This window comes from Pseudonocardia sp. 73-21, assembly GCF_001899645.1.
GTDB lineage: Bacteria > Actinomycetota > Actinomycetes > Mycobacteriales > Pseudonocardiaceae > Pseudonocardia.
This window is the reverse complement of record NZ_MKVV01000002.1, coordinates 1-22,840: the sequence shown is the minus strand read 5'-3', so window position 1 is coordinate 22,840 and position 22,840 is coordinate 1. Positions and strand designations below refer to the sequence as shown.

26 protein-coding genes and 2 pseudogenes are annotated in these 22,840 nt (G+C 72.2%); 13 read left to right on the top strand and 15 right to left on the bottom strand.

All coding sequences use genetic code 11. The features are described 5' to 3' along the window. Position 1: 1 nt before the first annotated feature. From pqqE to BGP03_RS00405, 7 genes are all read right to left on the bottom strand, one after another. Positions 2–1,078, bottom strand: a complete 1,077-nt coding sequence (gene pqqE / locus BGP03_RS00435; protein ID WP_298798657.1) for a pyrroloquinoline quinone biosynthesis protein PqqE — start codon at positions 1,076–1,078, stop codon at positions 2–4. Further along, positions 1,071–1,343 carry a pyrroloquinoline quinone biosynthesis peptide chaperone PqqD gene (gene pqqD / locus BGP03_RS00430; protein ID WP_296376950.1) on the bottom strand — a complete coding sequence of 91 codons (273 nt, stop codon included), beginning with the start codon at positions 1,341–1,343 and terminating at the stop codon, positions 1,071–1,073. Before pqqD ends, pqqE begins: the two co-directional genes overlap by 8 nt. Beyond that, positions 1,333–2,028, bottom strand: coding sequence for a pyrroloquinoline-quinone synthase PqqC (gene pqqC / locus BGP03_RS00425; protein WP_296376952.1), 696 nt, complete (start codon positions 2,026–2,028; stop codon positions 1,333–1,335). The genes pqqD and pqqC overlap by 11 nt, the downstream gene beginning before the upstream one ends. Next, entirely contained in the window at positions 2,025–2,912 is an 888-nt protein-coding gene (gene pqqB / locus BGP03_RS00420; RefSeq protein ID WP_296376954.1) for a pyrroloquinoline quinone biosynthesis protein PqqB, read from the bottom strand. The genes pqqC and pqqB overlap by 4 nt, the downstream gene beginning before the upstream one ends. A 79-nt stretch (positions 2,913–2,991) precedes the next feature. Continuing rightward, positions 2,992–3,084 (bottom strand): pyrroloquinoline quinone precursor peptide PqqA, encoded by a 93-nt coding sequence (gene pqqA / locus BGP03_RS00415; RefSeq protein ID WP_296376955.1) that lies wholly within the window; start codon positions 3,082–3,084, stop codon positions 2,992–2,994. Between the two features lie 49 nt (positions 3,085–3,133). Beyond that, entirely contained in the window at positions 3,134–4,822 is a 1,689-nt protein-coding gene (locus BGP03_RS00410; protein WP_296376957.1) for a PQQ-dependent dehydrogenase, methanol/ethanol family, read from the bottom strand. A gap of 13 nt (positions 4,823–4,835) precedes the next feature. Continuing rightward, positions 4,836–5,297, bottom strand: coding sequence for an MSMEG_3727 family PQQ-associated protein (locus BGP03_RS00405; RefSeq protein ID WP_298798653.1), 462 nt, complete (start codon positions 5,295–5,297; stop codon positions 4,836–4,838). A 603-nt stretch (positions 5,298–5,900) separates the two neighbouring features. On the opposite strand from BGP03_RS00405, the gene BGP03_RS00400 reads away from it, so the two are divergent. Then, on the top strand, positions 5,901–6,659 hold the full coding sequence (locus BGP03_RS00400; protein ID WP_299734986.1) for a hypothetical protein: 759 nt from the start codon (positions 5,901–5,903) through the stop codon (positions 6,657–6,659). Positions 6,660–6,702: 43 nt separating this feature from the next. Here BGP03_RS00400 and BGP03_RS00395 read toward each other — a convergent pair whose 3' ends face one another. Then, the gene (locus BGP03_RS00395) at positions 6,703–7,467 is read right to left on the bottom strand and encodes a ribonucleotide-diphosphate reductase subunit beta (protein ID WP_298798652.1); all 765 of its coding nucleotides are present in this window, start codon (positions 7,465–7,467) and stop codon (positions 6,703–6,705) included. A gap of 12 nt (positions 7,468–7,479) precedes the next feature. Beyond that, positions 7,480–7,674 carry a rubredoxin gene (rd, locus tag BGP03_RS00390; protein WP_296376964.1) on the bottom strand — a complete coding sequence of 65 codons (195 nt, stop codon included), beginning with the start codon at positions 7,672–7,674 and terminating at the stop codon, positions 7,480–7,482. A gap of 202 nt (positions 7,675–7,876) precedes the next feature. Between rd and BGP03_RS00385 the strand changes: the two genes are divergently transcribed. The 4 genes and pseudogenes from BGP03_RS00385 (at position 7,877) to BGP03_RS00370 (ending at position 9,551) form a co-directional block, all read left to right on the top strand. Further along, positions 7,877–8,308, top strand: coding sequence for an SRPBCC domain-containing protein (locus BGP03_RS00385; RefSeq protein ID WP_296376966.1), 432 nt, complete (start codon positions 7,877–7,879; stop codon positions 8,306–8,308). Next, the gene (locus BGP03_RS00380) at positions 8,298–8,642 is read left to right on the top strand and encodes a metalloregulator ArsR/SmtB family transcription factor (protein WP_296376968.1); all 345 of its coding nucleotides are present in this window, start codon (positions 8,298–8,300) and stop codon (positions 8,640–8,642) included. Before BGP03_RS00385 ends, BGP03_RS00380 begins: the two co-directional genes overlap by 11 nt. Then, positions 8,635–8,802, top strand: a pseudogene (locus BGP03_RS00375) (DUF899 family protein); the annotation flags it as partial. The gene BGP03_RS00380 and the pseudogene BGP03_RS00375, both read left to right, overlap by 8 nt. A 98-nt stretch (positions 8,803–8,900) precedes the next feature. After that, positions 8,901–9,551 (top strand): DUF899 domain-containing protein, encoded by a 651-nt coding sequence (locus BGP03_RS00370; RefSeq protein WP_298798651.1) that lies wholly within the window; start codon positions 8,901–8,903, stop codon positions 9,549–9,551. 123 nt (positions 9,552–9,674) lie between these two features. On the opposite strand, the gene BGP03_RS00365 is transcribed toward BGP03_RS00370, so the two are convergent. After that, a complete protein-coding gene (locus tag BGP03_RS00365; protein WP_298798650.1) occupies positions 9,675–11,777 on the bottom strand; it encodes a prolyl oligopeptidase family serine peptidase in 2,103 nt (700 codons plus the stop codon). A 67-nt stretch (positions 11,778–11,844) separates the two neighbouring features. On the opposite strand from BGP03_RS00365, the gene BGP03_RS00360 reads away from it, so the two are divergent. Further along, a complete protein-coding gene (locus BGP03_RS00360; protein ID WP_298798649.1) occupies positions 11,845–12,450 on the top strand; it encodes an FKBP-type peptidyl-prolyl cis-trans isomerase in 606 nt (201 codons plus the stop codon). Here the strand turns inward: BGP03_RS00360 and BGP03_RS00355 are convergent, their stop codons facing one another. Beyond that, positions 12,451–13,626 (bottom strand): LCP family protein, encoded by a 1,176-nt coding sequence (locus BGP03_RS00355; RefSeq protein WP_296376976.1) that lies wholly within the window; start codon positions 13,624–13,626, stop codon positions 12,451–12,453. It abuts the gene before it with no gap. Between the two features lie 546 nt (positions 13,627–14,172). On the opposite strand from BGP03_RS00355, the gene BGP03_RS00350 reads away from it, so the two are divergent. Continuing rightward, positions 14,173–14,487, top strand: coding sequence for a hypothetical protein (locus tag BGP03_RS00350; RefSeq protein ID WP_296376978.1), 315 nt, complete (start codon positions 14,173–14,175; stop codon positions 14,485–14,487). A gap of 43 nt (positions 14,488–14,530) precedes the next feature. Here the strand turns inward: BGP03_RS00350 and BGP03_RS00345 are convergent, their stop codons facing one another. Both BGP03_RS00345 and BGP03_RS00340 read right to left on the bottom strand, forming a co-directional pair. Further along, positions 14,531–15,166 carry a TetR/AcrR family transcriptional regulator gene (locus BGP03_RS00345; RefSeq protein WP_296376981.1) on the bottom strand — a complete coding sequence of 212 codons (636 nt, stop codon included), beginning with the start codon at positions 15,164–15,166 and terminating at the stop codon, positions 14,531–14,533. A gap of 196 nt (positions 15,167–15,362) precedes the next feature. Next, a pseudogene (locus BGP03_RS00340) lies at positions 15,363–16,090 on the bottom strand (carotenoid oxygenase family protein); the annotation flags it as partial. Between the two features lie 107 nt (positions 16,091–16,197). On the opposite strand from BGP03_RS00340, the gene BGP03_RS00335 reads away from it, so the two are divergent. Then, complete coding sequence (locus BGP03_RS00335) at positions 16,198–16,527, top strand: hypothetical protein (protein ID WP_296376984.1); 330 nt, start codon at positions 16,198–16,200, stop codon at positions 16,525–16,527. Here BGP03_RS00335 and BGP03_RS00330 read toward each other — a convergent pair. Next, positions 16,524–17,198 (bottom strand): MBL fold metallo-hydrolase, encoded by a 675-nt coding sequence (locus BGP03_RS00330; RefSeq protein ID WP_296376986.1) that lies wholly within the window; start codon positions 17,196–17,198, stop codon positions 16,524–16,526. The two genes, BGP03_RS00335 and BGP03_RS00330, sit on opposite strands and share 4 nt — an antisense overlap. A 121-nt stretch (positions 17,199–17,319) precedes the next feature. Here BGP03_RS00330 and BGP03_RS00325 point away from each other — a divergent pair, with 121 nt between their 5' ends. The 5 genes from BGP03_RS00325 (at position 17,320) to BGP03_RS00305 (ending at position 21,895) form a co-directional block, all read left to right on the top strand. Next, the gene (locus tag BGP03_RS00325; protein ID WP_296376988.1) at positions 17,320–18,528 is read left to right on the top strand and encodes an ABC transporter substrate-binding protein; all 1,209 of its coding nucleotides are present in this window, start codon (positions 17,320–17,322) and stop codon (positions 18,526–18,528) included. 67 nt (positions 18,529–18,595) lie between these two features. Next, the gene (locus tag BGP03_RS00320) at positions 18,596–19,453 is read left to right on the top strand and encodes a branched-chain amino acid ABC transporter permease (RefSeq protein WP_296376991.1); all 858 of its coding nucleotides are present in this window, start codon (positions 18,596–18,598) and stop codon (positions 19,451–19,453) included. Continuing rightward, complete coding sequence (locus BGP03_RS00315; RefSeq protein WP_298798648.1) at positions 19,450–20,445, top strand: branched-chain amino acid ABC transporter permease; 996 nt, start codon at positions 19,450–19,452, stop codon at positions 20,443–20,445. Before BGP03_RS00320 ends, BGP03_RS00315 begins: the two co-directional genes overlap by 4 nt. Next, on the top strand, positions 20,442–21,197 hold the full coding sequence (locus BGP03_RS00310; protein WP_298798647.1) for an ABC transporter ATP-binding protein: 756 nt from the start codon (positions 20,442–20,444) through the stop codon (positions 21,195–21,197). The genes BGP03_RS00315 and BGP03_RS00310 overlap by 4 nt, the downstream gene beginning before the upstream one ends. Further along, positions 21,194–21,895, top strand: a complete 702-nt coding sequence (locus BGP03_RS00305; RefSeq protein WP_296376996.1) for an ABC transporter ATP-binding protein — start codon at positions 21,194–21,196, stop codon at positions 21,893–21,895. The genes BGP03_RS00310 and BGP03_RS00305 overlap by 4 nt, the downstream gene beginning before the upstream one ends. A gap of 6 nt (positions 21,896–21,901) precedes the next feature. Here the strand turns inward: BGP03_RS00305 and BGP03_RS00300 are convergent, their stop codons facing one another. Further along, on the bottom strand, positions 21,902–22,576 hold the full coding sequence (locus BGP03_RS00300) for a maleylpyruvate isomerase N-terminal domain-containing protein (protein ID WP_298798645.1): 675 nt from the start codon (positions 22,574–22,576) through the stop codon (positions 21,902–21,904). Positions 22,577–22,840: the final 264 nt, after the last annotated feature.

The window sequence follows — 22,840 nt, the reverse complement described above, 5'->3', positions numbered from 1 at the left end:
GTCAGGACCGGTGCGGCCGGGGTATCAGGATCTCGTGGCGCCGCTCCCCGTTCGCCGCGTCCACCGCCGCGGTCACCAGCGCGTGGTCGGGGGAGAGGTGACAGACCGGGTCCGTGCGGGCCGGGTCGCCGGTGAGCTGGAACGCCTGGCAGCGGCACCCGCCGAAGTCGAGCTCACGGCGGTCGCACGTCCGGCAGGGGTCGCGCATCCAGTCGGTGCCGCGGAAGGCGGTGAACATCGGTGCCGAGTCCCAGATCGTCGAGAGCGGCTCCTCGCGGACGCTCGCGCGGGGGAGCGGCAGGGTCTGCGCGGCCGGGCACGGCAGCGCGTGCCCGTTGGGAGCCACGGTGAGCTGCCGTGCGGCCCAGCCACCCATGCACGGCTTGGGGTACTCGCTGTAGTAGTCGGGCAGGACGTGCACGACCTCCATCCGGCCCGTCAACCGCACGCGGGCGGCCCGCACGATCTCCTCGGCCGCCGCTAGCTGCTCCCGGCTCGGGAGCAGTGCGGCCCGGTTGCGCCACGCCCACCCGTAGTACTGGGTGTTGGCCAGCTCGATCCGGTCGGCGTCGAGCTCCTCGACCAGCGCGATGATCTCGGCGACCCGGTCGATGTTCTGCCGGTGCAGCACCACGTTGACGGTCAGCGGCCAGCCCAGGTCCTTCACCACCGCGGCTGCCTTGAGCTTGCGCTCGAACGACGGGATCCCGGCGATCCGGTCGGACGTGGCCGGTTCGTCGGCCTGCACGCTGATCTGGACATGGTCCAGGCCGGCCTCCCTGAGACCTTCCGCGCGACTGCGCGAGAGGCCGATCGCGCTCGTCACCAGGTTCGTGTACATGCCCAGCTCGGCGGCGGTGCGCACCAGGTCCACCAGGTCCCGGCGCAGCAGCGGCTCGCCCCCGGAGAGGTGGCACTGCAGCACACCCATCTCCGCGGCCTCGGTGAACACACGCTGCCACTCCGCCGTGCTCATCTCGTCGTCGTAGGCGGCGAGCTCGAGCGGATTGGAGCAGTAGGCACACGCCAGGGGGCACCGGTAGGTGAGCTCGGCCAGCAGTCCGAAAGGTCTATCCATTGTGGATCTCCACACACCGTCTCGCGACGAGGCGGGCGACGAAGGCCGCCACCTCGTCGTCGACGACCCGGTCGTAGCGCTCCCGCAGCACCGCCGCGACTCCCGCCACGGTCCGGTTCCCGTCGCACAGCGAGAGGATGTCCGCGCCGGTCGGGTTGAGCACGATCACCGACTCCGGACCCAGCAGAACGTGCCGATCCCGGGTCGGGTCGAAGCGCAGCCGGACGTGCGACGACAGTATCGGCCGATCGCCGTCAGCCACCATGGGCCTGGTCGATCGCGTCCATCATGGACCAGAGCACGTCGCACTTGAACGACAGCGCGGCGACCGCGGCGTCCCGGTCCTGCGGAGTCCGACAGTGCTCGGTGACCACCTCGAGGGCGTGCTCGGAGTCGCGTGGGGCCTGGTACAGCCGGGCCCGGAAATAGGCCAGGCCGTCGGGCTCGATCCACGTGTAGTACTTCTCGAACGCGGCCAGGCGCTCGGCCATCAGGTCCGGTGCGAACAGCTCGGTCAGCGACGACGCGACCGCCTCCACCCAGGGCCGGTTGCGGGCGAAGGTCACGTAGGCGTCGACGGCGAACCGCACGCCGGGAACGAGGTGGCGGTGGTCGGCGATCTCCTCGCGGGTCAGGCCGCAGGCCTCGCCGAGGCGGAACCACGCCTCGATGCCACCCTCGCCGTCGGCGGTGCCGTCGTGGTCGGTGATGCGGCGGATCCACCGCCGGCGCACCACCGGGTCGGGGCAGTTCGCCAGGATCGCGGCGTCCTTGCGCGGGATCATCTCCTGGTAGTAGTAGCGGTTCGCCACCCAGCCGCGGATCTGGTCGGGGCGCAGGACGCCCTTGTTCATCCGCAGGTGGAACGGGTGCGCGCTGTGGTAGCTCTGCGAATGAGCGCGCAGTTGCTCCACGAGACCCTCGTCCGATCCGATCATGGTCGTCGTCACTGGACCTCCACTTCGAGACCATCGCGGGCCACCTCCATCCCACGCCGCTCGACCTCGCGCCGTTCCGGCGAGTCCTCCAGCAGGATGGGGTTGGTGTTGTTGATGTGGATGTAGATCCGGCGTTCGATCGGCAGCCGGGACAGCTGTTCGAGGCTGCCACCGGGTCCGCCGAGCGCGAGGTGACCCATGTCGTGGGCCGTCTTCTCGGCCAGGCCGAGGCGGATCAGCTCGTCGTCGTGCCAGCACGTGCCGTCGATGAACAGGCAGTCGATGCCCTCGAGCTCGTCGAGCACGGCCGGGGTGAGCTCCTGCACACCCGGCAGGTACACCGCGGCGGCACCGGTGGCCTCGTCGGTGAGCCGGTAGCCGACGACCCGGCCCTCGTCGGTGCCGGTGCCGAATCGATCGTGCTTCGCGGTGGGGACGTCGAAGGCCCGGTAGGAGATCCCGCCGAGCGAAACGTCCTGTCCCGGGACGACGGGTGTCCACTCGACGGGGCAGTAGCGCTCCAGCGTGGTCAGCACCCCGGTCCCCGACGTCAGCGTCGCGTACGTGGTCTCGGTGGCGTGCAGGCGGATGCCGCGTCCCTCCCGGAGCAGGAGCAGCCCCAGGGTGTGATCCAACTCGCCGTCGGTCAGCAGCACCGCCTGGAGCGGTGTGACCCGGTCGGCCCCGGGGTGCAGGCCCGGGAACGCCTCGAACTGTGCCCGGATGTCGGGGGAGGCGTTGAACAGGAACCACCGCTCCCGGTCCGGGCTCACCGCGATCGACGACTGCGTGCGCGCCCGCGCCCTGCCCCCGCGGACCGCCCGGCACGTCGGGCAGCTGCAGTTCCACTGCGGGTAGCCACCCCCGGCCGCCGACCCCAACACCCTCAGCCACATGTCCCGTTCCCCGATTCCCTCCCGGCCGACGGGAGGGGGCACCGGAAGCCCGCCCCGGCGCCCCTCCCGTCCGTCGGCCTCAGGCCTCCGATCGTGCGATGTACATCGTCACCTCGGGTGCGCAACCGATCTCCTCGAAGTCGGGCGTCTCCCAGTCGGTACGGAGCTCCACGTGATCACCTCCCCTGCGGTCGTTCCGTGACGTGCGGGTGTGTGGTGGATCAGTCCTCCGGCAGGGCGAAGACGAACAGCGCGTCGCCCGCGGCGGCCCCGAGCAACCCGGGCAGGAACCCCTCGATCCAGCCACCCCATCCGGTCGGGACCGCCAGGTACTGCCGGCCGTCGACGCTGTAGGTGCTGGGGCTGCTGTGGTGCCCGCTGCCGCACTGGAACTGCCACAGCTTCTCGCCGGTCTCGGCGTCCAGGGCGACGAAATCACCCGTCGGCGTGCCCTGGAACACCAGCCCGCCCGCCGTGACCAGCGTCGAGGCACACATCGGGTACTCGTTGCGCCACCGCCACTTCTCCTCGCCGGAGATCGGGTCGATGGCGGCCACGTACCCGTAGAAGTCCTCGAGATCCACGGCGACGCCGGCGCCCCAGTACGGGATGCTCTCCTTGAACTCGCGGCGCCGGCGGGTGGCCGTGGCCCCGACCTCCTGGACGGGCACGTAGATCAGTCCCGTCTGGCGGCTGTAGGCCATGTGGGTCCATTCCTTGGCCCCGGCCGGTCCCGGCCAGAAGTGCACCGGGACGCCCTCCTCGTCCGGGTACACCTTGGGCGTGACCTTCCCATCGGAGGTGATCTCACCCCAGGTGATCCGGTCGGCGAAGGGAAACACCCGGACCAGCTCGCCGTCGGTCCGGTCGAGGACGAAGAAGTACCCGTTCTTGTCCGCGTGGGCGAGGAGCTTCCGCCCGTCCGGGGCGTCGAACAGGAGGTTCTCCATCGTGGAGTCGTAGTCCCACAGGTCGTGCGGGGTGCACTGGTAGTGCCACCGGATCTCGCCCGTGTTCACGTCCACCGCGACGATGCTGTCGGTGTAGAGGTTGTCGCCCTCCCGCACGGCGCCGTCGAAGTCCGGTGCCGGGTTGCCCGTGCCCTGGTAGAGCAGCTCCAGCTCCGGGTCGTAGGTAGGGGTGATCCAGCAGTTCCCGCCGCCGCGCTGCCACGCGTCGCCGTCGGCCGGCCAGGTCTCGGCGCCGGGCTCGCCCGGCTTCGGGACCATGTAGCGGCGCCAGCGGCGCTCACCGGTCTCGGCGTCGAACGCGTCCAGGCAGCCGCGGCTGCCGAACTCCCCGCCGGAACTCCCGACGACCACCATGTCCTTCACGATCAGCGGCGCGACCGTGCGGCTCTCCCCGGCCCGTACGTCACCGATGGTCCTGTCGAAGACCTTCTCCCCGGTCGTCGCATCGAGCGCGATGAGATGGGCGTTGAGGGTGGCCATGTAGACCTTGCCGTGTCCCACGGCCACGCCGCGGTTGACGTTCCCGCAGCACAGCGACACGTCGTACGGGGAGGCGTACTTGTACCGCCACAGCTCCTCGCCCGTCTTCGCGTCCAGTGCCCAGCACTTGCCGTCCGGGCCCGAGATGTACATGACCCCGTCCACGACGAGCGGGGAGGCCTCGAACGAGTAGGTCGACGCGCCGGACTGCATGCCCGTCGCCCCGGCCTGGAACACCCACGCGGGGCTCAGGCGCTTGACGTTGTCCTTGGTGACCTGGTTCAGCTCGCTGTAGCGCTGGCCGTCGTAGGTGCCGTAGTAGGTGAGCCAGTTCTGCGGCTCCGAACGGGCGTCGAGGATGCGCTCGTAGTCCACGTTCGCGGTGGCGGGTGCGCTTCCCTTGACGGCGCTCAGTTGCGTGAGCGGGATGGCTGCGCCCGCGTCGACATAGTCGGTCATCTCATGCTCCTGTCTACGGGCGCGGCTGCGGGGGGCGGTCGAGCTTGGCCTCGTCGGGGACTTCCCCGCTGATGACGATCGCCCCGACCAGGCCGCGGCCCTCGTCGTTGCCGGTGGTGGAGCTGTAGTAGTAGGTGCCGGGACCGGCCAGCTCGAGCGACGCCGTTCCCTTGGCGTGGTTCACCAACCAGATGATCTTGGGATCACCGTTGTTGGGGAGCACCGCGCAGTGGGTGTTCTTGTCATCGTTGATGAGCGTGAGCTCGAGGTTCCCGCCGTGGGGCAGGATGAGAGTGGCCGGTTCCCAGCAGAGCTCGTCCTCGGGAATCCGGATCGTGGCGGTCATCGTGCCGTCGGGGCCCTCGTCGGCGTGCCCGACGCCCCCGGTCCCGAGCAGCCGGCCCAGCCCGGTGCTGTTCTGTCGGGCCAGCCCGTCGGCCAACTCGGCTGATGGTTCACCTGAAAAAGTCGTCATCAGTACTACCTCCTCGTCGCGAACGTCCGTCCTGCCCGGGGCGGCATCATCACCACCACCAGGACCTCCTTCCCCTCGGTTCCGTCGTCGACGGTGCGCCGGCCCGCGCGGGCGGCGTCGTCGGTGAGCCCGGGCCGGGCGCCATCGGAGGAAGGGGCGGACGGTCGGAGACCCGGCGCTCAGGTGCGCGGGCCACCACGGGGCCACGGCATCCCAGGGACGCGTTCTCGGGCACACCCATGTGCTCCTCCAGGCCGCGCGCCGTCGCAGCCCGACGCACGGTGCCGCCACGGGTCGCTCGACCATCTGTCGATGGTGTCGACCACTGGGCGGCAGGACACACGGTTCACGGTGGTGACAGACCTGCCGACCGCGGAACGGTGTGTGCTGAGCCGTGTTCGACAGTACGTAGCGCTTCCGAGATCTGCAAGGGAGGAGATCGACTCGATGTCCATGATTCCCTCGGACAACGCCCGAACGGCGGTGTACCGCCGCCGGGCCCGGGTTGTGATCTGTCGCGGCCTTCGGGTGTGTGCCTATAGTGCATTGGGGCGACGCTGCCGACATCGGCCGGCGGTCTGCCCGGTCGGAGGTCGATATGAAATGCGCAGGTTCGGATCGCCCGAAGCGCTCGCGTGGCTCGGTACCAATGGTGTGCACGCCAACAGCGTCGAACTGAAGACGCTGCTCGTGCCCCCGGCCGAAGCGGCGGCCGAAGCTCTGACGGGACGATGCGCGCCCACGTGGAGCGTGCGGAGGATGTACCTGTTGGACACCGTGGATCTGGACCTGGTCCGGGCCGGGGTGGAGATCCGCCTGCGACGTCGGGCCCGTGGTCGCTACGACCTCGCGGTGTCGGCCCGACGTAGCGGCATCGCCCGTGAGCGGATCATCCCGCGAAACGTGCGGGTGGAGTTGGACATCGTGCCCGGGGCGTTGTGGCAGGACATCGAGGATCGGTGCGAGGTCGGCTCGGCGGCCGCGGCCGAGGTGATCGCCGGCTCAGCCGCGTCGCAGGAGTTGCTCTCCGCGACCCAGCGTTCGTGGGCGTGCTGCGGTGGGAACGAAGCCGTGGACGACGCGCAACTGCGGGAGCTGAGGGTCCACGGACCTCTGGTGGTGCACCGGGTCAAGGTCAATGCCCAGCGGCTGGGACTGCGTCGGGCAGATCTCGAGCTGTACCGGTATCCGAGCGGTCGGGAGCTGTTGGAGCTGTCCACCCGCTGCTGGCCGCAGGACGTGCTGCAGACCGCCACGGCGTTCGAGCAGTTGCTCGACGAGCGGGACGTCGTCGTCGCGCCGGGGCACCGCACCAAGGCCTCGGTGTGGCAGGACGAGATCGGGATCGGTCGGGCGAGCTGAGGCCGGTCCGCCCTCCGCCGACGCGTAACTCGACGTCAGGAGGTCACCAGAACCTGATGCCGGCGGCCTTGAGTCGGCGCTTGTGCTGCCGCACGGCGGTCTCGATCGCAGCGGTGGAGATGAGGTCCCCCCATACCTTCGCCGCCGTCTCCCCCTGCTCGAGCAGCGCCTCCGCTTCGTCGTGGCCGATGGCCGCGCTCTGGACCACGCGCGAACCGAACCCGATGTGCCAGCGCTCGTCCCGCAGCACCAGCTCCACCCCCTTGCGAACGCCCGGCAGGCCGACGGACAGCTGCTCGAGCGTGTCGAGCATGGCGTGCTGCCCCGCCAGGAGGACGACGCCCTCGATCACCATGTGGTAGAGCCCGACCGCGGCCGTCAGACCTCCGTGATCGTCGGCGAGACGCCGGGAGGTGGCCGGCAGGCGGTGCTCGAACAGGTCGACGAGTTCGGCGCTGACGTGGGCCCGCAGGACGTTCCGCCGTGCCGCAGGGTCGACCCCCGGGACGCGGGCGACCTCGGCCGCAACCAGGTCGAAGAAGCGGGCGTGGCGCGCCTCGTCGCGGGCCTGGGAACGGAAGCAGGCGTCCATTGCGTCGTCACGCGACGCGGCCGCCTGGTAGGAACCCAGCTGTCCGGCCACCGACGTCTCGGCGATGCAGAAGCCCGCGACCAGCCCGAGGACCTTGTCCCGCTCGGCGTCCGTGAGGACCGGCCAGGCCTCGCGGTCGGCCGAGTAGTCGATGGCGGTCTCGTCCCACTGCAACGAATCGGCGAGTTGTACAAAATGGGCGTATCCAGTGATCATGACTCGGCGTCCTCAGTTCTCCGGAAAATCCTCTCCCGGTGCCAGTTCGCGGAAGTCCGACTTGCCGGCCCCGCAGATGGGGCACATCCAGTCGTCGGGGATGTTCTCGAACGGTGTTCCCGGCTCGATCCCGCTGTCCGGGTCACCTTCCTGCGGATCGTAGATGAAGCCGCAGGGCTCACATAACCACCGTTTCGTCACGGGCATCGCGCCATAGTGACTCTGTGTGGTGATTCCTTGATCGTCGTCACCTGCCCCTCTGACCGGAGCCGTTCCATTCCCGTCCGGACGTTACCGGTGAAATACGCCGGAGGCGACCGGGAGGCCTGCAAGATCATGTGACGCACTGGTTGACGCAACCGACAAGTTGCCATACGGTCGCAACCACCCAGTTGCTACGGAGGTAGAGATGGCATTCCCCGATCGCATCGAGCGTGTCGTCGAGATCGCGCACCCGCCGGTCACGGTGTGGACCGCGCTCACCACGGCCGACGGCTTGAGCAGCTGGTTCGGAGAGGAGGTCACGATCGACCTGCGCCCGGGCGGCACGGCGCGGATGAGCTGGAGCAGCGGCGACGTCGCCGACATGCGTATCGAGCGCGTGGAGGAGCCGACGGTGTTCGGCTACACCTGGCACGTCTACGGCCTGCCCGAGGACGACCCGCGCCGCACCTACGTCGAGTTCACGCTCGAGCCGGTTGCCGCGGGCACGCGGCTCACGGTGGTCGAGTCCGGCTTCTCCCAGCTGCCCGACGACGCCCACGACAAGGCGTTCGGCGGCAACGTCCAGGGCTGGGCGAGTGAGCTGGGCGAGCTCGTCGCCTACCTCGATGCCGCCTGAGGCCGAGGAGATCGCCGAACAGGTCTTCGTGGCGCTGGCCGACCCGAGCCGTCGCTCTCTGCTCGCCGCGCTGGCGGCGGGCGGACCCGCCACCGCCACCGACCTGGCCGGCCGCCTGCCGATCACCCGGCAGGCCATCGCCAAACACCTGACGTTGCTGGCCGATGCCGGCCTCGTCACGGCGGAGCCGGGGGAGCGGCGCCGCGTGCGCTACCGGCTGCGCTCCGCCCCCATGCGGGTGGCGCAGCAGTTCCTGGCCGCTCTGGCCCGTGACTGGGACGGCCCGCTCGACGCACTACAGGCCCATCTCGAGAAGGGAGCACACGATGACTGAACCGAGGATCGACGACCGCGCCACCTGGCCGGCCGAGCGGGACGCACTGCTGGTGCGGGAGAAGGCCCACACCCGCGCCGGCGGTGGGATCGCAGCTGCGCGGCGACGCCTGCCGATGGTGGAGATCGACCCGGCCGCCGCGGTGGTCGGCCCGCCCGGACGCGGCCTGGAGGCGATGGCGCCGAGGCACGGGCTGATCGCCCGTACCGACGGCCGTCCGACGGCGCAGTGGTCGCGCCTCGCGTCGGGGGTCGGCGCGTGAACGTCGTGTCGGCCCAGGAGTGGGAGGCCGCCCGCGCGGCGCTGCTGGTCAGGGAGAAGGCGCACACCCGCGCCCGGGACGCGCTGGCCGCGGAACGCCGCCGGATGCCGTGGCTGCTCGTGGAGAAGGACTACGCGTTCGACGGGCCGTCGGGCCGGGTGAGCCTGCTGGAGCTGTTCGAGGGGCGTCGCCAGCTCGTCGTCTACCGCGCGTTCTTCGAGCCGGGGGTGCACGGCTGGCCCGACCACGCCTGCACGGGATGCTCGCTGATGGCCGACCAGGTCGCCGACGTCGTCCACCTGCACGCCCGCGACACCACGTTCGCCTACGCCTCGCGCGCGCCCCAGCCCGACATCGCCCGGCTGAAGGCCCGGATGGGCTGGACGATGCCCTGGTTCACGCTCACCGACGACTTCGACGCCGACTTCGGCGTGGACGAGTGGCACGGCACCAACGTCTTCCTCCGCGATGGCGACCGCGTGTTCCGCACGTACTTCGTCAACGCCCGCGGCGACGAGGCACTCGGGAGCACGTGGAGCTACCTCGACCTCACTCCTCTCGGGCGGCAGGAGGACTGGGAGGACTCACCCGAGGGCGTCGTCCAGACGCCGGCGTACGCGTGGTGGAACTGGCACGACGCGTACTAGGAGCGCGCTGAAAGAACTCGGGCCTACTGCGCGACGCCCAGGCGGCGCCCTCGCAGCGTTGGGCAGCCTTGCGATGACACCACCTGGACGCCGCTCGCTACGGCCGGAGTTCTTCAGCACCCTCTAGCCGGCGGTGTCCGTCCCGAGCGCGTCCTTCAGGAACTGCACCTGCAGCAGCAGGAGGTTCTCCGCCACCACCTCCTGCGGCGTCATGTGCGTGACGCCGGAGAGCGGCAGCACGCTGTGCGGACGCCCGGCGGCCAGCAGCGCCGAGGACAGGCGCAGGGTGTGGGCGACCACCACGTTGTCGTCGGCCAGGCCGTGCACCAGCAGCAGGGGGCGGGTGAGCTTCCCGGCGTCCCCGATCAGCGACGAGCGGCGGTAGGCGTCGGAGTCGGGCAGCCCGAGGTAGCGCTCGGTGTAGTGGGTGTCGTAGAGCGACCAGTCCGTGACGGGGGCGCCGGCGATCGCGGCGTGGAAGACGTCCGGGCGGCGCAGCACCGCGAGCGCCGCCAGGTACCCGCCGAACGACCAGCCGCGGATGCCGACGCGGGTGAGGTCGAGATCCGGGTGGTCCCTGGCCAGGGCCTGCAGGGCGTCGACCTGGTCGTCGAGCACGGGGGTGGCGAGGTCGCCGTGCACCGCCCGCTCGAACGCCGGGCCCTTGCCGGGCGTGCCCCGCCCGTCGACGACCACCACGGCGAAGCCCTGCTCGGCGAACCACTGGCTGGTCAGGTGCGCCCCCCGCGCCGCGACGACGCGCTGGGCGTGGGGGCCGCCGTAGGGGTCCATGAGCACCGGGAGCGTCGTGCCCGGCTCGTACCACGACGGCAGCAGCAGGGCGGTGGGCAGCCCCCGCGAACCGGTCGTCAGCAGGGAGACCCGCGGCTCGAGGCCGGGGAGGTCGGCGAACGAGGCGATGGTGAGCTCGCCGGGCACGACCGCGTCCGCGCCGTCCGGGCCGGCGTCGGTCGCCCGGCGGACGGTGGTGACGGAGCCGTCGGTGTCCAGGTCGGCCCGCGAGACGAGCAGGGTGCCACCGGCCATAAGTCCACTGTGGACACCCGGCTGCGGGGTCAGGGAGGTGAGCCCGTCCGGGCCCCACGTCCACAGCCCGACCGACGCCGGCTCCTCGCTCGCGCGGAACAGCACGACGTCGCCGTCGACGCACGCGACGTCGCGGACCTGCAACGTGGCGGGCGTGACCGGCGCGCCGTCGACGACGAGCCGGCGCGCGTCGTCGACGTCGGCCACCGTCACCAGCGCACCCGACGCCGTGTGCGCCGGCACCCCGGGCACGATGTCGACCCACACCGGGTCGGTGCGCTCGTCGGCGAGCGTGGTGGCGCCGGTGGTCGGGTCCACCTGCCGCACGCGCAGCGCCGTCTGGTCGCGGGGTTCGGTGACCACCACGAGCCCGTGGCCGTCCCAGACGACGTCGACGAGGTACTCGTCGTCCCAGCTCACGGGCGTCGTGGTGCCGTCGAGCGTGATGATCTCGGCGGTCACGCGCGCGTTGGGGGTGCCGGCGGCGGGGTAGCGCACGGCGGTCGGGACCGTGGCGGGGTTCGCCGGGTCGGCGATGTGCCACTGCTGCACCGGCGACTCGTCGACGCGTGCGACGAGCAGTGCGTCCCCGTCGGGGGACCACCAGTACCCCCGCATCCGCTCCATCTCCTCGGCCGCGGCGAAGTCGGCGAGGCCGTAGGTGACCAGTGGGCCGTCCGGCTCGGCGAGGGCCCTGGTGGTGCGGGCGGTGACGTCGTGGACGTGCAGCGCGCCACCGCTGACGAAGGCGACGAGCCGGCCGGTCGGGTCGGGCCGCGGGTCGATCACCCCGCCGGGCGTCTCGACCAGGCGCGGGGTGAGTCCGGCCGCGAACTCCGTGACGTAGAGCTGCCCGGACAGCGCGAACGCCGCCATCGTGACGGGCCGGTCGGTGGCGTAGCCGACGACGCCGCCCGCCTGCTCCCGGCTGCGCTCGCGGCGCGCCTTCTCCTCGGGCGGGAGGTCCTCGGTGGACGCGTCCAGGGTGTGCGGGTCCGCGACCAGCCGCTCCTCACCCGTCGCCAGGTCCAGTGTCCACAGGCACGTGACGGGGTCGGTGCCGCCGCGGCTGCGCAGGAAGGCGACGCGGTCGCCGTCGGGGGAGACGGTGAACCCGCGGGGCGCGCCGAGGGTGAAGCGTCGGGTGCGGGCCTGGCGGCGGGGGAAGCTGTCGGTCACGGTCGCCCAGTCTGCCCGCCCGCACCCCCTCCGGCTCGGCTCGGGGGGACCGTGATCGGATGGCCGTATGAAGCGCACCCTGCTCGCGGCCGCCGTTGTCGCATCGATGACGCTCGCCGGATGCGGGTCCGGTACGAGCACGGTGGCCGGAACGGACACCGTGGCCCCGCAGCCGACCGCCGCGGCGACCACGGCCCCCGCCACCGGGGCCCCCGCCACCGAGGCCGCGCCCACCGTGGCCCCGACGCCGGCCGAGCCGGGCGCCAAGGTCGCCGGCATCCCGGCCCTGAGCGGGACTCCGACGGACCTGAAGGCCCAGTCCTCGGGCCTGGCCGGCACGGGTCAGCCGCCCACCCAGCTGCTCACCCAGGACGTGGTGGTCGGCAAGGGCCCGGCCGCGAAGGCGTCCGACACCGTGAGTGTCCGCTACTCGGGCACGCTCTACGACGGCACGCCGTTCGACGCGTCGTGGAAGCAGGGCGACACCCCGGTCAGCTTCCCGCTCAACCAGGTCGTGCCCGGCTTCGCACTGGGCATCGAGGGCATGCAGCCCGGCGGCCGGCGCGTGATGGTGATCCCGCCGGCGCTGGGCTACGGCGAGCAGGGCAGCCCGCCCGTGGTCCCCGGCAAATCCACGCTCGTGTTCGTGGTGGACCTCGTCGGCATCGGCTGATCAGTTGACGCAGGGCACCCCGTCCGCGCTGATCACGCGGGGCGCGGTGGTCGGCGCGGCCGTGGTGGTCGGCGCCGCGGCCGACGTGGGGGCGGGGTTCCCGGCCGGCTCGATCTGGACGGGAGGCGCGGTGGGTACCACCCCGGACACCAGGCCGCCCACGAACTCCTGCACGGCGGCCTTGTCGATCTGGACGGCCACGCCGTCGTAGGGGGTGCGCAGATCCGGGCGGCCGGTGGGGATCGTGTAGAAGGTCAGGTTGTCGCCCGCCAGCCGGGCCATCTGGGCGACGGCCTGGTCGAGGTCCCACCCGCTGTCGATCACGACGTAGCGCGACGCGACGTCGACGAGCTGCGCGAGCTTCGCCGGGTCGGTCAGCGCGCCGGTGGAGCGCAGCCGCGTGGTCAGGCCCGCGATGAACGCCTGCTGGCGCGCGACGCGGTCGAGGTCGCCGCCGTCGAGGCCGTGCCGCTGACGGACGAAGGCGAGCGCCGTGGTGCCGTTCACGGTCTGGGGTCCGGCGGGCAGGTCGATGCCCGAGTAGGAGTCGCTGACGGCCTGGTTCAGGCAGACCGGCACCCCGCCGAGCGTCGCGGTCAGATCGACGAAGCCCGCGAAGTTGATCTCCGCGTAGTGGTCGATCTGCACGCCGGTGAGCGCCTCGACGGTGGCGATGGTGGCGGCGCGGCCGGCCTCGCGGCTCTGCTGGTCCAGGGCCGCCCCGGTGACGCCCTGCGCGGTGAGCGTCTTCTGCTGGTCGTCGAAGGCCCGGCCGTACGCGGAATTGATCTTGTGGGTGCCGCGGTCGCCGGCGATGGGCACGTAGGAGTCGCGGGGGATCGAGATCGCGACGGCGGGTGCGCCCGGGTCGGCGGGCACGTGCAGCAGGATCATGGTGTCGGTGTGCAGCTGGCCGTCGTCCGGTCCCACGTGCAGGGCGTCGAGCGTGGCGGTCGGGAGCGGGTTGCCGCTCGCGTCCGTGCGGGCGTCGAGGCCGACGAGCAGCGCGGTGAACGCCTGCCCGGGCTGCACGGGCACGGCGGGGGCCACGGCGTTGCTGGTGACGATCGCCGCGGTGACCTGCCGCTGCAACGACCACCCGACCCCCGTGGCCACGAGCGTCGCGGCCGAGACGAGGGCCACCGCCGTACGGGCGACGACGCGTAGAACGTGCAATCCCACTCCTGGTGCCGTGCCTGACGACCAGATGGCCTCGCTGCGACCGGTCGGGAAACCCCACTATATGCACGATCATGCAGTGAACGCGTGCTGGGAATCGGGAGGTCACGGTGCTGGTGCGGGAGGCCCGCGCGGTGGCGGCGCGCTGAGTGGCCGAGAACGCGGCGGAGCACCTCGGTGCGTTCCTGACCGGCTCGACCACCGCGCTCCCGCCCGACGCGCCGCCGCCGGAGATGTCCGATGTGGACGTGGTGGTGGTCGTGACCGGTGCGGTGCCGGGCAAGCCGGGCAAGATCGCCTACCGCGGCGTCCTCGTGGAGGTGACGTCCGTGGCGTGGGCGCAGGTCGCCACGGCCGCCGGTCTGCCCTACTACCTCGCGCCGAGCTTCCACGGCGACCACGTCCTGGCCGACCCCACCGGGCACCTCGCCCGGCTGCGGCGCGAGGTCGAGCCGGTGTCCGCGGAGCAGCGCGGGGCCCGCGTCGAGGCCGTCCTCGCGACGATCCGGGAGCGGCTCGGGGGGCTCGACCCGGCGGCGGGCCGTGGTCGCCCGCCGTCTCGAGGAGCTCGCCGCCGTGTTCGACCGGGCCGCAGCGGTGGCCCACCCGCCGTTCTTCTCCGCCGACATCACCCCGGCCGCGCGGCCCGTCGCTATCGACGGCAACCGCGAGCTGGTCGGGCGGGGCGACCACCGCGAGGCGGTGTTCTGGATCGTCGCGACGGCCGCCCGCTGCCGGATGATCCTCCGCGACGACGGGGCGTGGTTCCCCGACCTGGTGGCCGACCTCGTCGGGCTGCCCGACCCGGCCGCGCTGCTGGCCCGGCGGGACCGGGTGCTGGCGGCGCTGCCCCGGTAGCGGGTCGCGCGGTCATCCACACCGGGCCGCCGTCGCGAGCTGCTCACCGCGAGCTACTGCGCCCTCGCCCCGAGGACGCTGACCGCACAGGTGTCGCGGTGAGCAGGGGCAGCAGGATCGCGTCGACCACGGCGTCGACGTCCACCGGGTCGTCGGGTGCGAGCAGCCTGCGGGCGATCACCAGCGACGGCAGCAGGGACGCCAGGTAGGGGAGGTCCCGGGCGGCCGGGGCGATCTCGTCCCGCGCCACCGCCCGGTCGACGATCTCCAGGATCGCCGCCGTGAACGGGGCGACGAGGTTCTCCGCCACCGCGCCGGCGAGGTCGGAGTCGGTCTGGGCGGCGTGCGCGAGCGCGAGCAGCAGCCCGCCCGTTCGGGGGTGGGACATGTCGAAGCCGCGACCCAGCGCCAGCAGGTCGCCGCGCAGCGAGCCGGTGTCGGCGACCGTGATCCCGGCCCGGCCGGCCAGCCGCAGCGCATCGACCACCAGCGGCCGCTTGCCCGTCCAGCGCCCGTAGATCGTCGACTTGCTGACCCGCGCCCGTTTCGCCAGCGCGTCCATGCTCATGGCCGCGTAGCCGTGCTCGGCGAGCAGGGCGAGCGCCGTGCCGAGGATCTCCGTCTCGCGGGCCACCTCGGCGTCGTGCCGTGCCTGCAGGGCGACGCTGACGGCCTCCACGCTGCCCCCTTCTCAGTCGAGCGTCTCGCGGTAGAGCGCGCTGTCGGCAGAGTAGTAGTTGCAGTGGAAGCCGCTCGGCACCCGGAACGGGATCACCACGGTGGCCACCGGCCCGGCCGCGATGTCGCCCGCGCAGGCTCGGCGCCGTCTCGGCGTGGGTCGGGACGCGGCCGTTCACGTCGGGGAACAGCGCGGTGCCCGCGGCCGTGGCCACGTCGGCGACGATCGTGTCGCCGTCCTCCCGCATGTTGAACTCGTGGAACATGTGGCGCGGCTCCATCTCGAACCACCGGACGTCGGCGGCGGTGCCCTCGCGCGGCATCACGCCGAGCTTGCTGGGCCGGTCGGGCACCCACGCCACCATCGGGGCGGGGCCGCCCGGGCCGTGGATCATGTTGCCGATGTTGACCATCTCGCCGGTGGCGTGGTCGACCTTCGGGTGCGCCGAGAACGTGGTGGTGGCGACGCCGCCGAAGTGCTCCTCGCCGATCGTGTCGAGGCTGCGGGGTCGAGCTCCACCGGGGGAGCGCCCTCCATCAGTGCGAGCAGCCTGCCGCCGCGCAGGACGATGTTGGTGTTCGCGGTGTTGGAGCGGGTGCCGGCCGCGGACGGATCGGTGGTGGCCGGGTTGCCGAACACGCCGAACAAGCTGCGCCCGGCCGCGAGTTCCCGCTTCAGCTTCTCGGTGCGCACCCAGCGGTTGCGCATCGACACCTTCCCGTTCTCGAGGAAGAACGCGTAGACCATCCCGTCGCCGTCGAACCAGTGGTACGGCTCGTCGACCGGTGGGTACAGGGGCTCGGCGCCGTTGCGGTGGAAGACGCCGGCCAGATCGGCGGGCGGTTCCCCGCGGACGACCAGATCGGGCGCGTCCGCCTCGAAACGGTTGGGGGCGTGGTGGCCGGTGAGGTACGGACTCGACATGCTCGGCTCCCGGTAATCACTTGTACCACCGTGAGTACGGAGCTGTACTGTAACGGAAGGGAGGCCCGGTGGTCACCCTTCCGGGTGATCCGGCATGCTGCGCGTCCATGGCGGCCGTCGATCCCCACGCGCGCACCATCCGGCAGGCCGCGCACGACGCCGTCCGTGCGCTGCTCACGGCTCCGCCGGACTCGTGCGAGGGGTCCGTCGCCCTGCGCGACGTGACGGCGTGGCTGGAGCGCGAGCACGGCCCGGAGGCGCTGCGCGACCTCGCCGAGGAGCTGGCCGTCGACCTCGCGGAGGCCTTCGACGCCCTCGCCGCGGCGGAGGGCCGGCCGCCGCTCGAGGTGCTCGACGCGTGGTTCCACGACGACCCGGTGCCCGAGGTGCCGGAGGGAACGGCCGAGGGCTCACCCCGCCGCGGCCGGACCTGCTAGAAGCCGCGGGCCTTCCACTCCGGGATGCTCGCGCGCTCCTTGCCGAGCGTGGTGTCGTCGCCGTGGCCGGGGTAGACCCAGGTGACGTCGAGGAGCTCGCCGAACACGCGTTCCTCCAGGTCGCCCATCAGCTGCTCGAAGTTGGCGGCACCGTCGGTCTTGCCGGGGCCGCCGGGGAACAGCGAGTCGCCGGTGAAGATGTGGGGGCGCTCGTCGTCGCGGTAGACCAGCGCGATGGAGCCGGGGGTGTGGCCGCGCAGGTGGATCACCTCGAGCTCGATCTCGCCGAACCTCACCGTGTCGCCCTGCTCCACCAGCTCGTCCATGGGGATGGGCAGCTCGGGGGCGTCGAGGGGGTGGGCGATCTGGCGGGTCTGGAACATGCCGGCCACCGCGCCGAGGGCCTGCCAGTGGTCCCAGTGCTGGTGGGTGGTGACGAGGTGGCGCAGCTCGGGGCGGGAGTCGCCGGAGCCGACGAGGTCGGCGAGGCGTTCCGCCTCGTTGGCCGCGTCGATCAGCAGCGCCTCGTTGGTGGCCCGGCAGACCAGCAGGTAGGCGTTGTTGTCCATCGGTCCGACGGACACCTTCGTGATGCTGAGGGCGTCGAGGTCGCGGCGGGCAGCGGCACCGCCGGGATCGGTGTGACCGGTGTACGAGTCGAGGACATCCACGTAGTGCAGCGTAGTCACGATCGCGTACCGGTGCCCCGTCCCGTTCATCCGAATCGTTGACACCCGGGTGTTGTGTCGAGAACCATCCGTCGATCATCAGGCCCCGAAGGAGTGACCCGAGATGACCGAACACCCCACCATCACGAGGCGACGGTTGCTGGCCCTCTTCGGGGCCGTTCCCGTCCTGGCCGCCTGCGGCAGCAGCGTCGGAGGCGGCTCCGGCGGTACCTCCGGCGGCGCCAAGGCGATCAAGGTCGGCCTCGTCGTGCCGCAGTCCGGCGTCTACGCCGCGCTGGGCACCGACATGCAGCGCGGCTGGGACCTGTGGCTGGAGCAGAACGGCGGGAAGTTCGGTGACTACACGGTCACCACCGTCGTCGCCGACGAGGGGGAGACCCCGCAGACCGGCGTGCCCGCCGTGCAGAAGGTGCTGCAGAGCGACGGCGTCGACGTGGTGGTCGGCATCGTCAACTCCGCGACGGCGCTCGGGGTGGCCGACACCCTCAAGGAGTCGAAGAAGCTCCTCATCGTCACGAACGCCGGCGCGGGCGCCCTCACCGGCAAGGCCCGCACGCCCTACATCTGGCGCACCTCGTTCACCAACGCCCAGGTGTCGGCCGCAATGGGGGCCCACCTCGCGCAGTCGGGCTTCAAGGACGGCGTGTTCGCGATCGCCCCCGACTACGCCGCGGGCGCCGAGGTGATCGCCGGTTTCACGAAGGCCTTCGAGGCCGGTGGGGGCAAGGTCGTCGGCACGGCGAAGCCGGCGTTCGGCAAGACGTCGGACTACCAGCCGTTCCTCACCCAGATCCAGCAGTCGGGCGCCAAGGCCACGTTCTGCTTCTTCTCCGGCTCCGAGGCCATCACGTTCGTCAAGCAGTACCAGCAGTTCGGGCTCGCCGGGACGATCCCCCTGTACGGCTCGGGCTTCCTCACCGAGGGCAGCGTGCTCAAGCAGCAGGCCGACGCCGCGCTGGGCGTCCAGACCACGCTGCACTACACCGACCAGCTCGACAACCCGGCCAACAAGGCCTTCGTCGCGGCCTACCAGGCGAAGTACCAGGCCTCGCCGAGCACCTTCTCGGTGCAGACGGCGGACGCCGCGAACGTCCTCAACCGCGCGCTGAAGACGGCCACGGCGCTCGATGGTGACGCGCTGGCGGCGGCGCTGGGCGGCGTCGGCGCGGTCGACGACAGCCCGCGCGGCTCCTGGACGTTCGACGGTCAGACGCCCAGGCAGACGATGTACCTGCGGAAGGTGGAGAACGTGAACGGCACCCTCGTCAACGCGGTGGTGCAGGACCTCGGGCAGCAGAGTCAGCCACGTTGACGAGTAGCACGCAGCCGGGCAGCCGTCTCGCAACGGGACCGCAGGTCTGGCCGGGCAGGAGACACTAGTGCTCGTCAGCATCCTCAACGGGTTCGCCATCGGGTTCCTGCTGTTCATCCTCGCCGTCGGGCTCTCGCTCGTCTTCGGGATGATGGACGTCCTCAACCTGGCCCACGGCGCGCTGTTCCTCGGCGGCGCCTACCTCGGCGCGCAGTTCGCGGGCGACGGGTGGGGCGGCTTCCTCGGCGCGCTCGGGATCGCGGCCGTGGCCGGGCTCGCCGCGGGCGGGGTGCTGTCGCTCATGACGGAACCGCTGCGGAGGCGCTCGCACCTCGACCAGGCGCTGCTGACCCTCGGTGTGGCGCTCGTGGTGGCGGAGCTGCTGATCATCGTTTTCGGCGACGACCCCCTCGCCGTGCCCGCGCCGCCGGGCCTCGACGGCTCGGTGGCGGTGTTCGGGGCCACCTACCCGGCCTACCGGCTCGTGCTCATCGGGTTCGGGGCGGTGCTCGCGCTGGTGGTCCACCTGGTGGTCGACCGCACGCGGGTGGGAGCGCTGGTGCGCGCCACCGTGGCCGACCGCGAGATGGTCGCCGCGCTGGGGGTGGACAACCGGCTGGTCAAGGCCGGGGTGTTCGCCGTCGGCTCGCTGCTCGCGACGACGGCGGGGGTGCTCGGCGGGCCCGTCTACGGGGCCCGGCCGGGGCTCGACTCCACGATCCTCATCCTCGCGCTGGTCGTCGTCGTGATCGGCGGGCTGGGGTCCGTGCGGGGAGCGCTCGTCGGGGCGTTGATCATCGGGCAGGTCGACACGCTGGGCCGGGTGCTGCTGCCCGACCTCGCGTCGTTCATCCTGTTCGCCGCGCTGGCCGTGGTGCTGGTGGTGCGGCCGCAGGGGTTGTTCGGCACGGCGGTGGCCCGGTGACCGCCGTCGCGTCGCCCGCCGTGCCCGGCGGCACCGCGGCCCGACCGCCGCGCCTCACCTGCGGCCGCGGGGCGCTGATCTCCGTCGTCGTACTGGTGGTGCTCGCCGCCGCGCCGCTGTTCCTGGCCCCGTTCGCCACCACCACGCTGACGCGGGTGCTCGTGTTCGCGCTGTTCGCCGTGAGCCTCGACCTGCTCGTCGGCGTCACGGGGCTGCCGTCGCTGGGCCACGCCGGCTACCTCGGCGCCGGGGCGTACGCGGCCGGCTGGGTCTCGATCAACGTGACGGCGGAGGCGCCGGTACCGCTGCTGGTCGGGGCGGCCGTCGGGGCGCTGGCCGCGGCGCTGACGGGCTGGGTCACCGTCCGCAGTGCCGGCGTGTTCTTCCTGATGCTGACCCTCGCCATCGGCGAGACGCTGCAGCAGGTGGCCGACTCCTGGGAGTCGGTCACCGGGGGTGCGAACGGCCTCACCGGCGTGCCGTTGGTGCGGCTGGCGGGCACGCCGCTGGCGAACGTCGGCTACACCTACTGGTACGTGCTGGCCGTCGGCGCGCTCGGGTTCGCGCTGGTGGCGGTGCTCGTGCGCTCGCCGTGGGGCGCGGCGCTGCGCGGCATCCGGGACAACGAGCCCCGCATGCGTGCCCTGGGCTACCCGACGTCGCTCTACAAGTACGTGGTGTTCGTGGTGGCGGGCGGCGTCGCGGGGATCGCGGGGTCGTTGCTGGTGGCCCAGCAGCGCCTGGTCACTCCGGCCGACCTGGGCTTCCTGACCTCGTCGTTCGCGCTGCTCGCCGTGGTGATCGGGGGAGCGGGGTCGCTGTGGGGCGCGTGCCTCGGCGCCGCGCTGGTGATCGTCATCCGCGACGCCCTGGGCCCGAGCCTCGACGGCCACGGCACGCTCGTGCTGGGCGTCGTGTTCGTGCTGGTCGTCTACCTGCTGCCGCGCGGCGCGGCCGGGCTCCGACCGCGTCGCCGGAGGGAGAACGCATGAGCGTCCTGCGCTGCCGCGCCCTGAGCCGCTCGTTCGGGGCGCTCAAGGCCGTCTCCGAGGTGGACCTGGTGGTCGAGCCCGGCGCCCGACACGCCCTCATCGGGCCCAACGGCGCCGGCAAGTCCACGCTGTTCAAGCTGGTCACGGGCACGATGCGGCCCGACACCGGCCACGTCGAGCTCGCCGGGCAGGACGTCACCACGCTGTCGGAGGTGAAGCGCTGCCGGCTCGGGATGAGCCAGACGCTGCAGCACTCCAGCCTCTTCGCGTCGATGACCGCGCTGGAGACCGTCGAGCTCGCGGTGCAGCGCCACGAGAAGGGGCGGATCGCCTTCCTGCCGCGGAAGCAGCCGGTCGTGGGCGAGCGGGCCGGGAAGCTGCTCGCCGACGTGGGGCTGATCCGCCGCCGCGAAGTGCCCGTGCCGTCGCTGTCGCACGGGGAGCGCAAGCAGCTGGAGGTGGCGCTGGCCCTGGCCTGCCGACCGTCGCTGCTGCTGCTCGACGAGCCGGCCGCCGGCCTGTCGCCCGCCGAGCGCGCACGGCTGGTGGAGCTGCTGGGCGGGCTGCCGTCGGAGATCACGGTGCTGTTCGTCGAGCACGACCTCGACCTCGTGTTCGCCCTCGCCGACGCCGTGACCGTGCTGCACCTGGGCCGGGTGCTGCTGTCCGGCCCGCCCGCGCAGGTCCGGGCCAGCGACGCCGTGCGGGAGGCCTACCTGGGGTCGAGTCGGCGCGAGGAGCTGTGGGCATGACGTTCCTGCAGGTCCGCGGTCTCGTCTCCGGCTACGACCGGTCCACCGTCCTCAACGCCGTCGATCTCGACCTCGACAGCGGCGCCACCCTCGGGCTGCTCGGCCGCAACGGTGCGGGCAAGTCGACGCTGGTCCTCACGCTGGCCGGCCTGGTCAGCCCGACGTCCGGCTCGGTCACCGTCGGCGGCGTCGAGCTCGCGGGGAAGCGCCCGGACCAGATCGCGCGGGCCGGGGTGGCGCTCGTGCCGCAGGGGCGCCGGGTGTGGGCGACGCTGACGGTCGGGGAGCACCTGACGCTGGCCGCGGGCCGGCGGACGGGCACCTGGACCGTCGACGGGATCCTCGACCTCCTGCCCCGGCTGCGCGAACGCCGCCGCCAGTACGCCGGGCAGCTCTCCGGTGGGGAGCAGCAGATGCTCGCCGTGGCCCGGGCTCTGCTCACCAATCCGCGCCTCGTGCTGCTCGACGAGCCGTCGGACGGGCTGGCGCCGGCGATCGTCGAGCAGATCGGCGCGGTGATCACGACGATGCGCGCGGAGGGGGTGGCGGTGCTGCTCGTGGAGCAGGACCTGCACCTGGCGTTCGCGTGCGCGGACGAGATCGCCGTGATGGAGAAGGGGGCGCTGGTGCACCGCGTGCCGACCCCGCAGTTCCGCCGCGATCCCGAGACGGCGGGGCGGTTGCTCGGCGTCTCCTGACGGGGCTCAGCCCAGCACGGGCAACATCCCGGCGGCCGGGCCCGCCGCGGCGCGAGCCTCGGCGTTGAGGGCCGCCCGGCCGGTGCCGACGAGCACGCACATCAGGTCGCTCCAGGCGGCGGGCAGCGGGGCCCCGGCCAGGGCCTCCACCGTGGCGCGGGCCAGGCGCAGCGACGCCGCGGTGGGCGGGGCCACGTCCAGGTCCCGGCCGAGGTCGAGATGGTGCACCGCGAGCTCGACGGCCCAGGTGGTGAGGAGGTCGCCGCTGGTCAGGACGTGGCCCTGGAAGGACACCGCGCCGTCGGGCATGCGGGTGACGGCGGCGCGCACCGCGTCGGCCACCATCCGCAGGTGCTCCATGGCGCCGCTCGGCCGTCGGTAGGCCGATGCGGTGCGGCGGGTCCAGAGGATCCCGTCCACGGCGTCGGCGTCGCCGGGTGGGAACGCCGTCCAGTAGGTGGCCGCGTCCCGGTCCGGCCGTCGGTCGGTGGTGGCCACGACCCCGCCGAGCATCTCCTGCAACCCCACGCGCACGTGCACCACGACGTCGAGGACGGTCCAGCCGTGGCACCGGCTCGCGGCCAGCAGGTCGCTGTCGCCCGCGGCCCCGACGACCCGCACGAACCGCTCCAGCTCGCCGAGCAGCGCGGCACGGCCGGTGTCGTGATCGACGGTCAGCACGGGCCGATCGTAGGAGCGGGCCCGGTCGGTCGCTCGGCGTCCCGTGGTGGCGGTATCGCCGACGGCGAGCGCACCCACGGGGCCGAGCCGGACGGCCCGCCCTCCGGCGGAGCTGGTGGGGAGCGGCTGACCGGGGGAGCCCGGTGTAGCCCATGATCGCGGTGATCCGCACCGGAGCGCCCTCGACGGGACGGCGGATTCAAGGAACGGTCGCAACATCCCTCTGATCTGAGGTGATCTTGATGAATACGTTCCGAACTCCGC

Coding starts and splice junctions, on each gene's coding strand:
- pqqE (WP_298798657.1), bottom strand. CDS start 1,078: ATGGATAGACCTTTCGGACTGCTGGCCGAGCTCACCTACCGGTGCCCC.
- pqqD (WP_296376950.1), bottom strand. CDS start 1,343: ATGGTGGCTGACGGCGATCGGCCGATACTGTCGTCGCACGTCCGGCTG.
- pqqB (WP_296376954.1), bottom strand. CDS start 2,912: ATGTGGCTGAGGGTGTTGGGGTCGGCGGCCGGGGGTGGCTACCCGCAG.
- BGP03_RS00410 (WP_296376957.1), bottom strand. CDS start 4,822: ATGACCGACTATGTCGACGCGGGCGCAGCCATCCCGCTCACGCAACTG.
- BGP03_RS00405 (WP_298798653.1), bottom strand. CDS start 5,297: ATGACGACTTTTTCAGGTGAACCATCAGCCGAGTTGGCCGACGGGCTG.
- BGP03_RS00400 (WP_299734986.1), top strand. CDS start 5,901: ATGCGCAGGTTCGGATCGCCCGAAGCGCTCGCGTGGCTCGGTACCAAT.
- BGP03_RS00395 (WP_298798652.1), bottom strand. CDS start 7,467: ATGATCACTGGATACGCCCATTTTGTACAACTCGCCGATTCGTTGCAG.
- rd (WP_296376964.1), bottom strand. CDS start 7,674: ATGCCCGTGACGAAACGGTGGTTATGTGAGCCCTGCGGCTTCATCTAC.
- BGP03_RS00385 (WP_296376966.1), top strand. CDS start 7,877: ATGGCATTCCCCGATCGCATCGAGCGTGTCGTCGAGATCGCGCACCCG.
- BGP03_RS00380 (WP_296376968.1), top strand. CDS start 8,298: ATGCCGCCTGAGGCCGAGGAGATCGCCGAACAGGTCTTCGTGGCGCTG.
- BGP03_RS00360 (WP_298798649.1), top strand. CDS start 11,845: ATGAAGCGCACCCTGCTCGCGGCCGCCGTTGTCGCATCGATGACGCTC.
- BGP03_RS00335 (WP_296376984.1), top strand. CDS start 16,198: ATGGCGGCCGTCGATCCCCACGCGCGCACCATCCGGCAGGCCGCGCAC.
- BGP03_RS00325 (WP_296376988.1), top strand. CDS start 17,320: ATGACCGAACACCCCACCATCACGAGGCGACGGTTGCTGGCCCTCTTC.
- BGP03_RS00310 (WP_298798647.1), top strand. CDS start 20,442: ATGAGCGTCCTGCGCTGCCGCGCCCTGAGCCGCTCGTTCGGGGCGCTC.
- BGP03_RS00305 (WP_296376996.1), top strand. CDS start 21,194: ATGACGTTCCTGCAGGTCCGCGGTCTCGTCTCCGGCTACGACCGGTCC.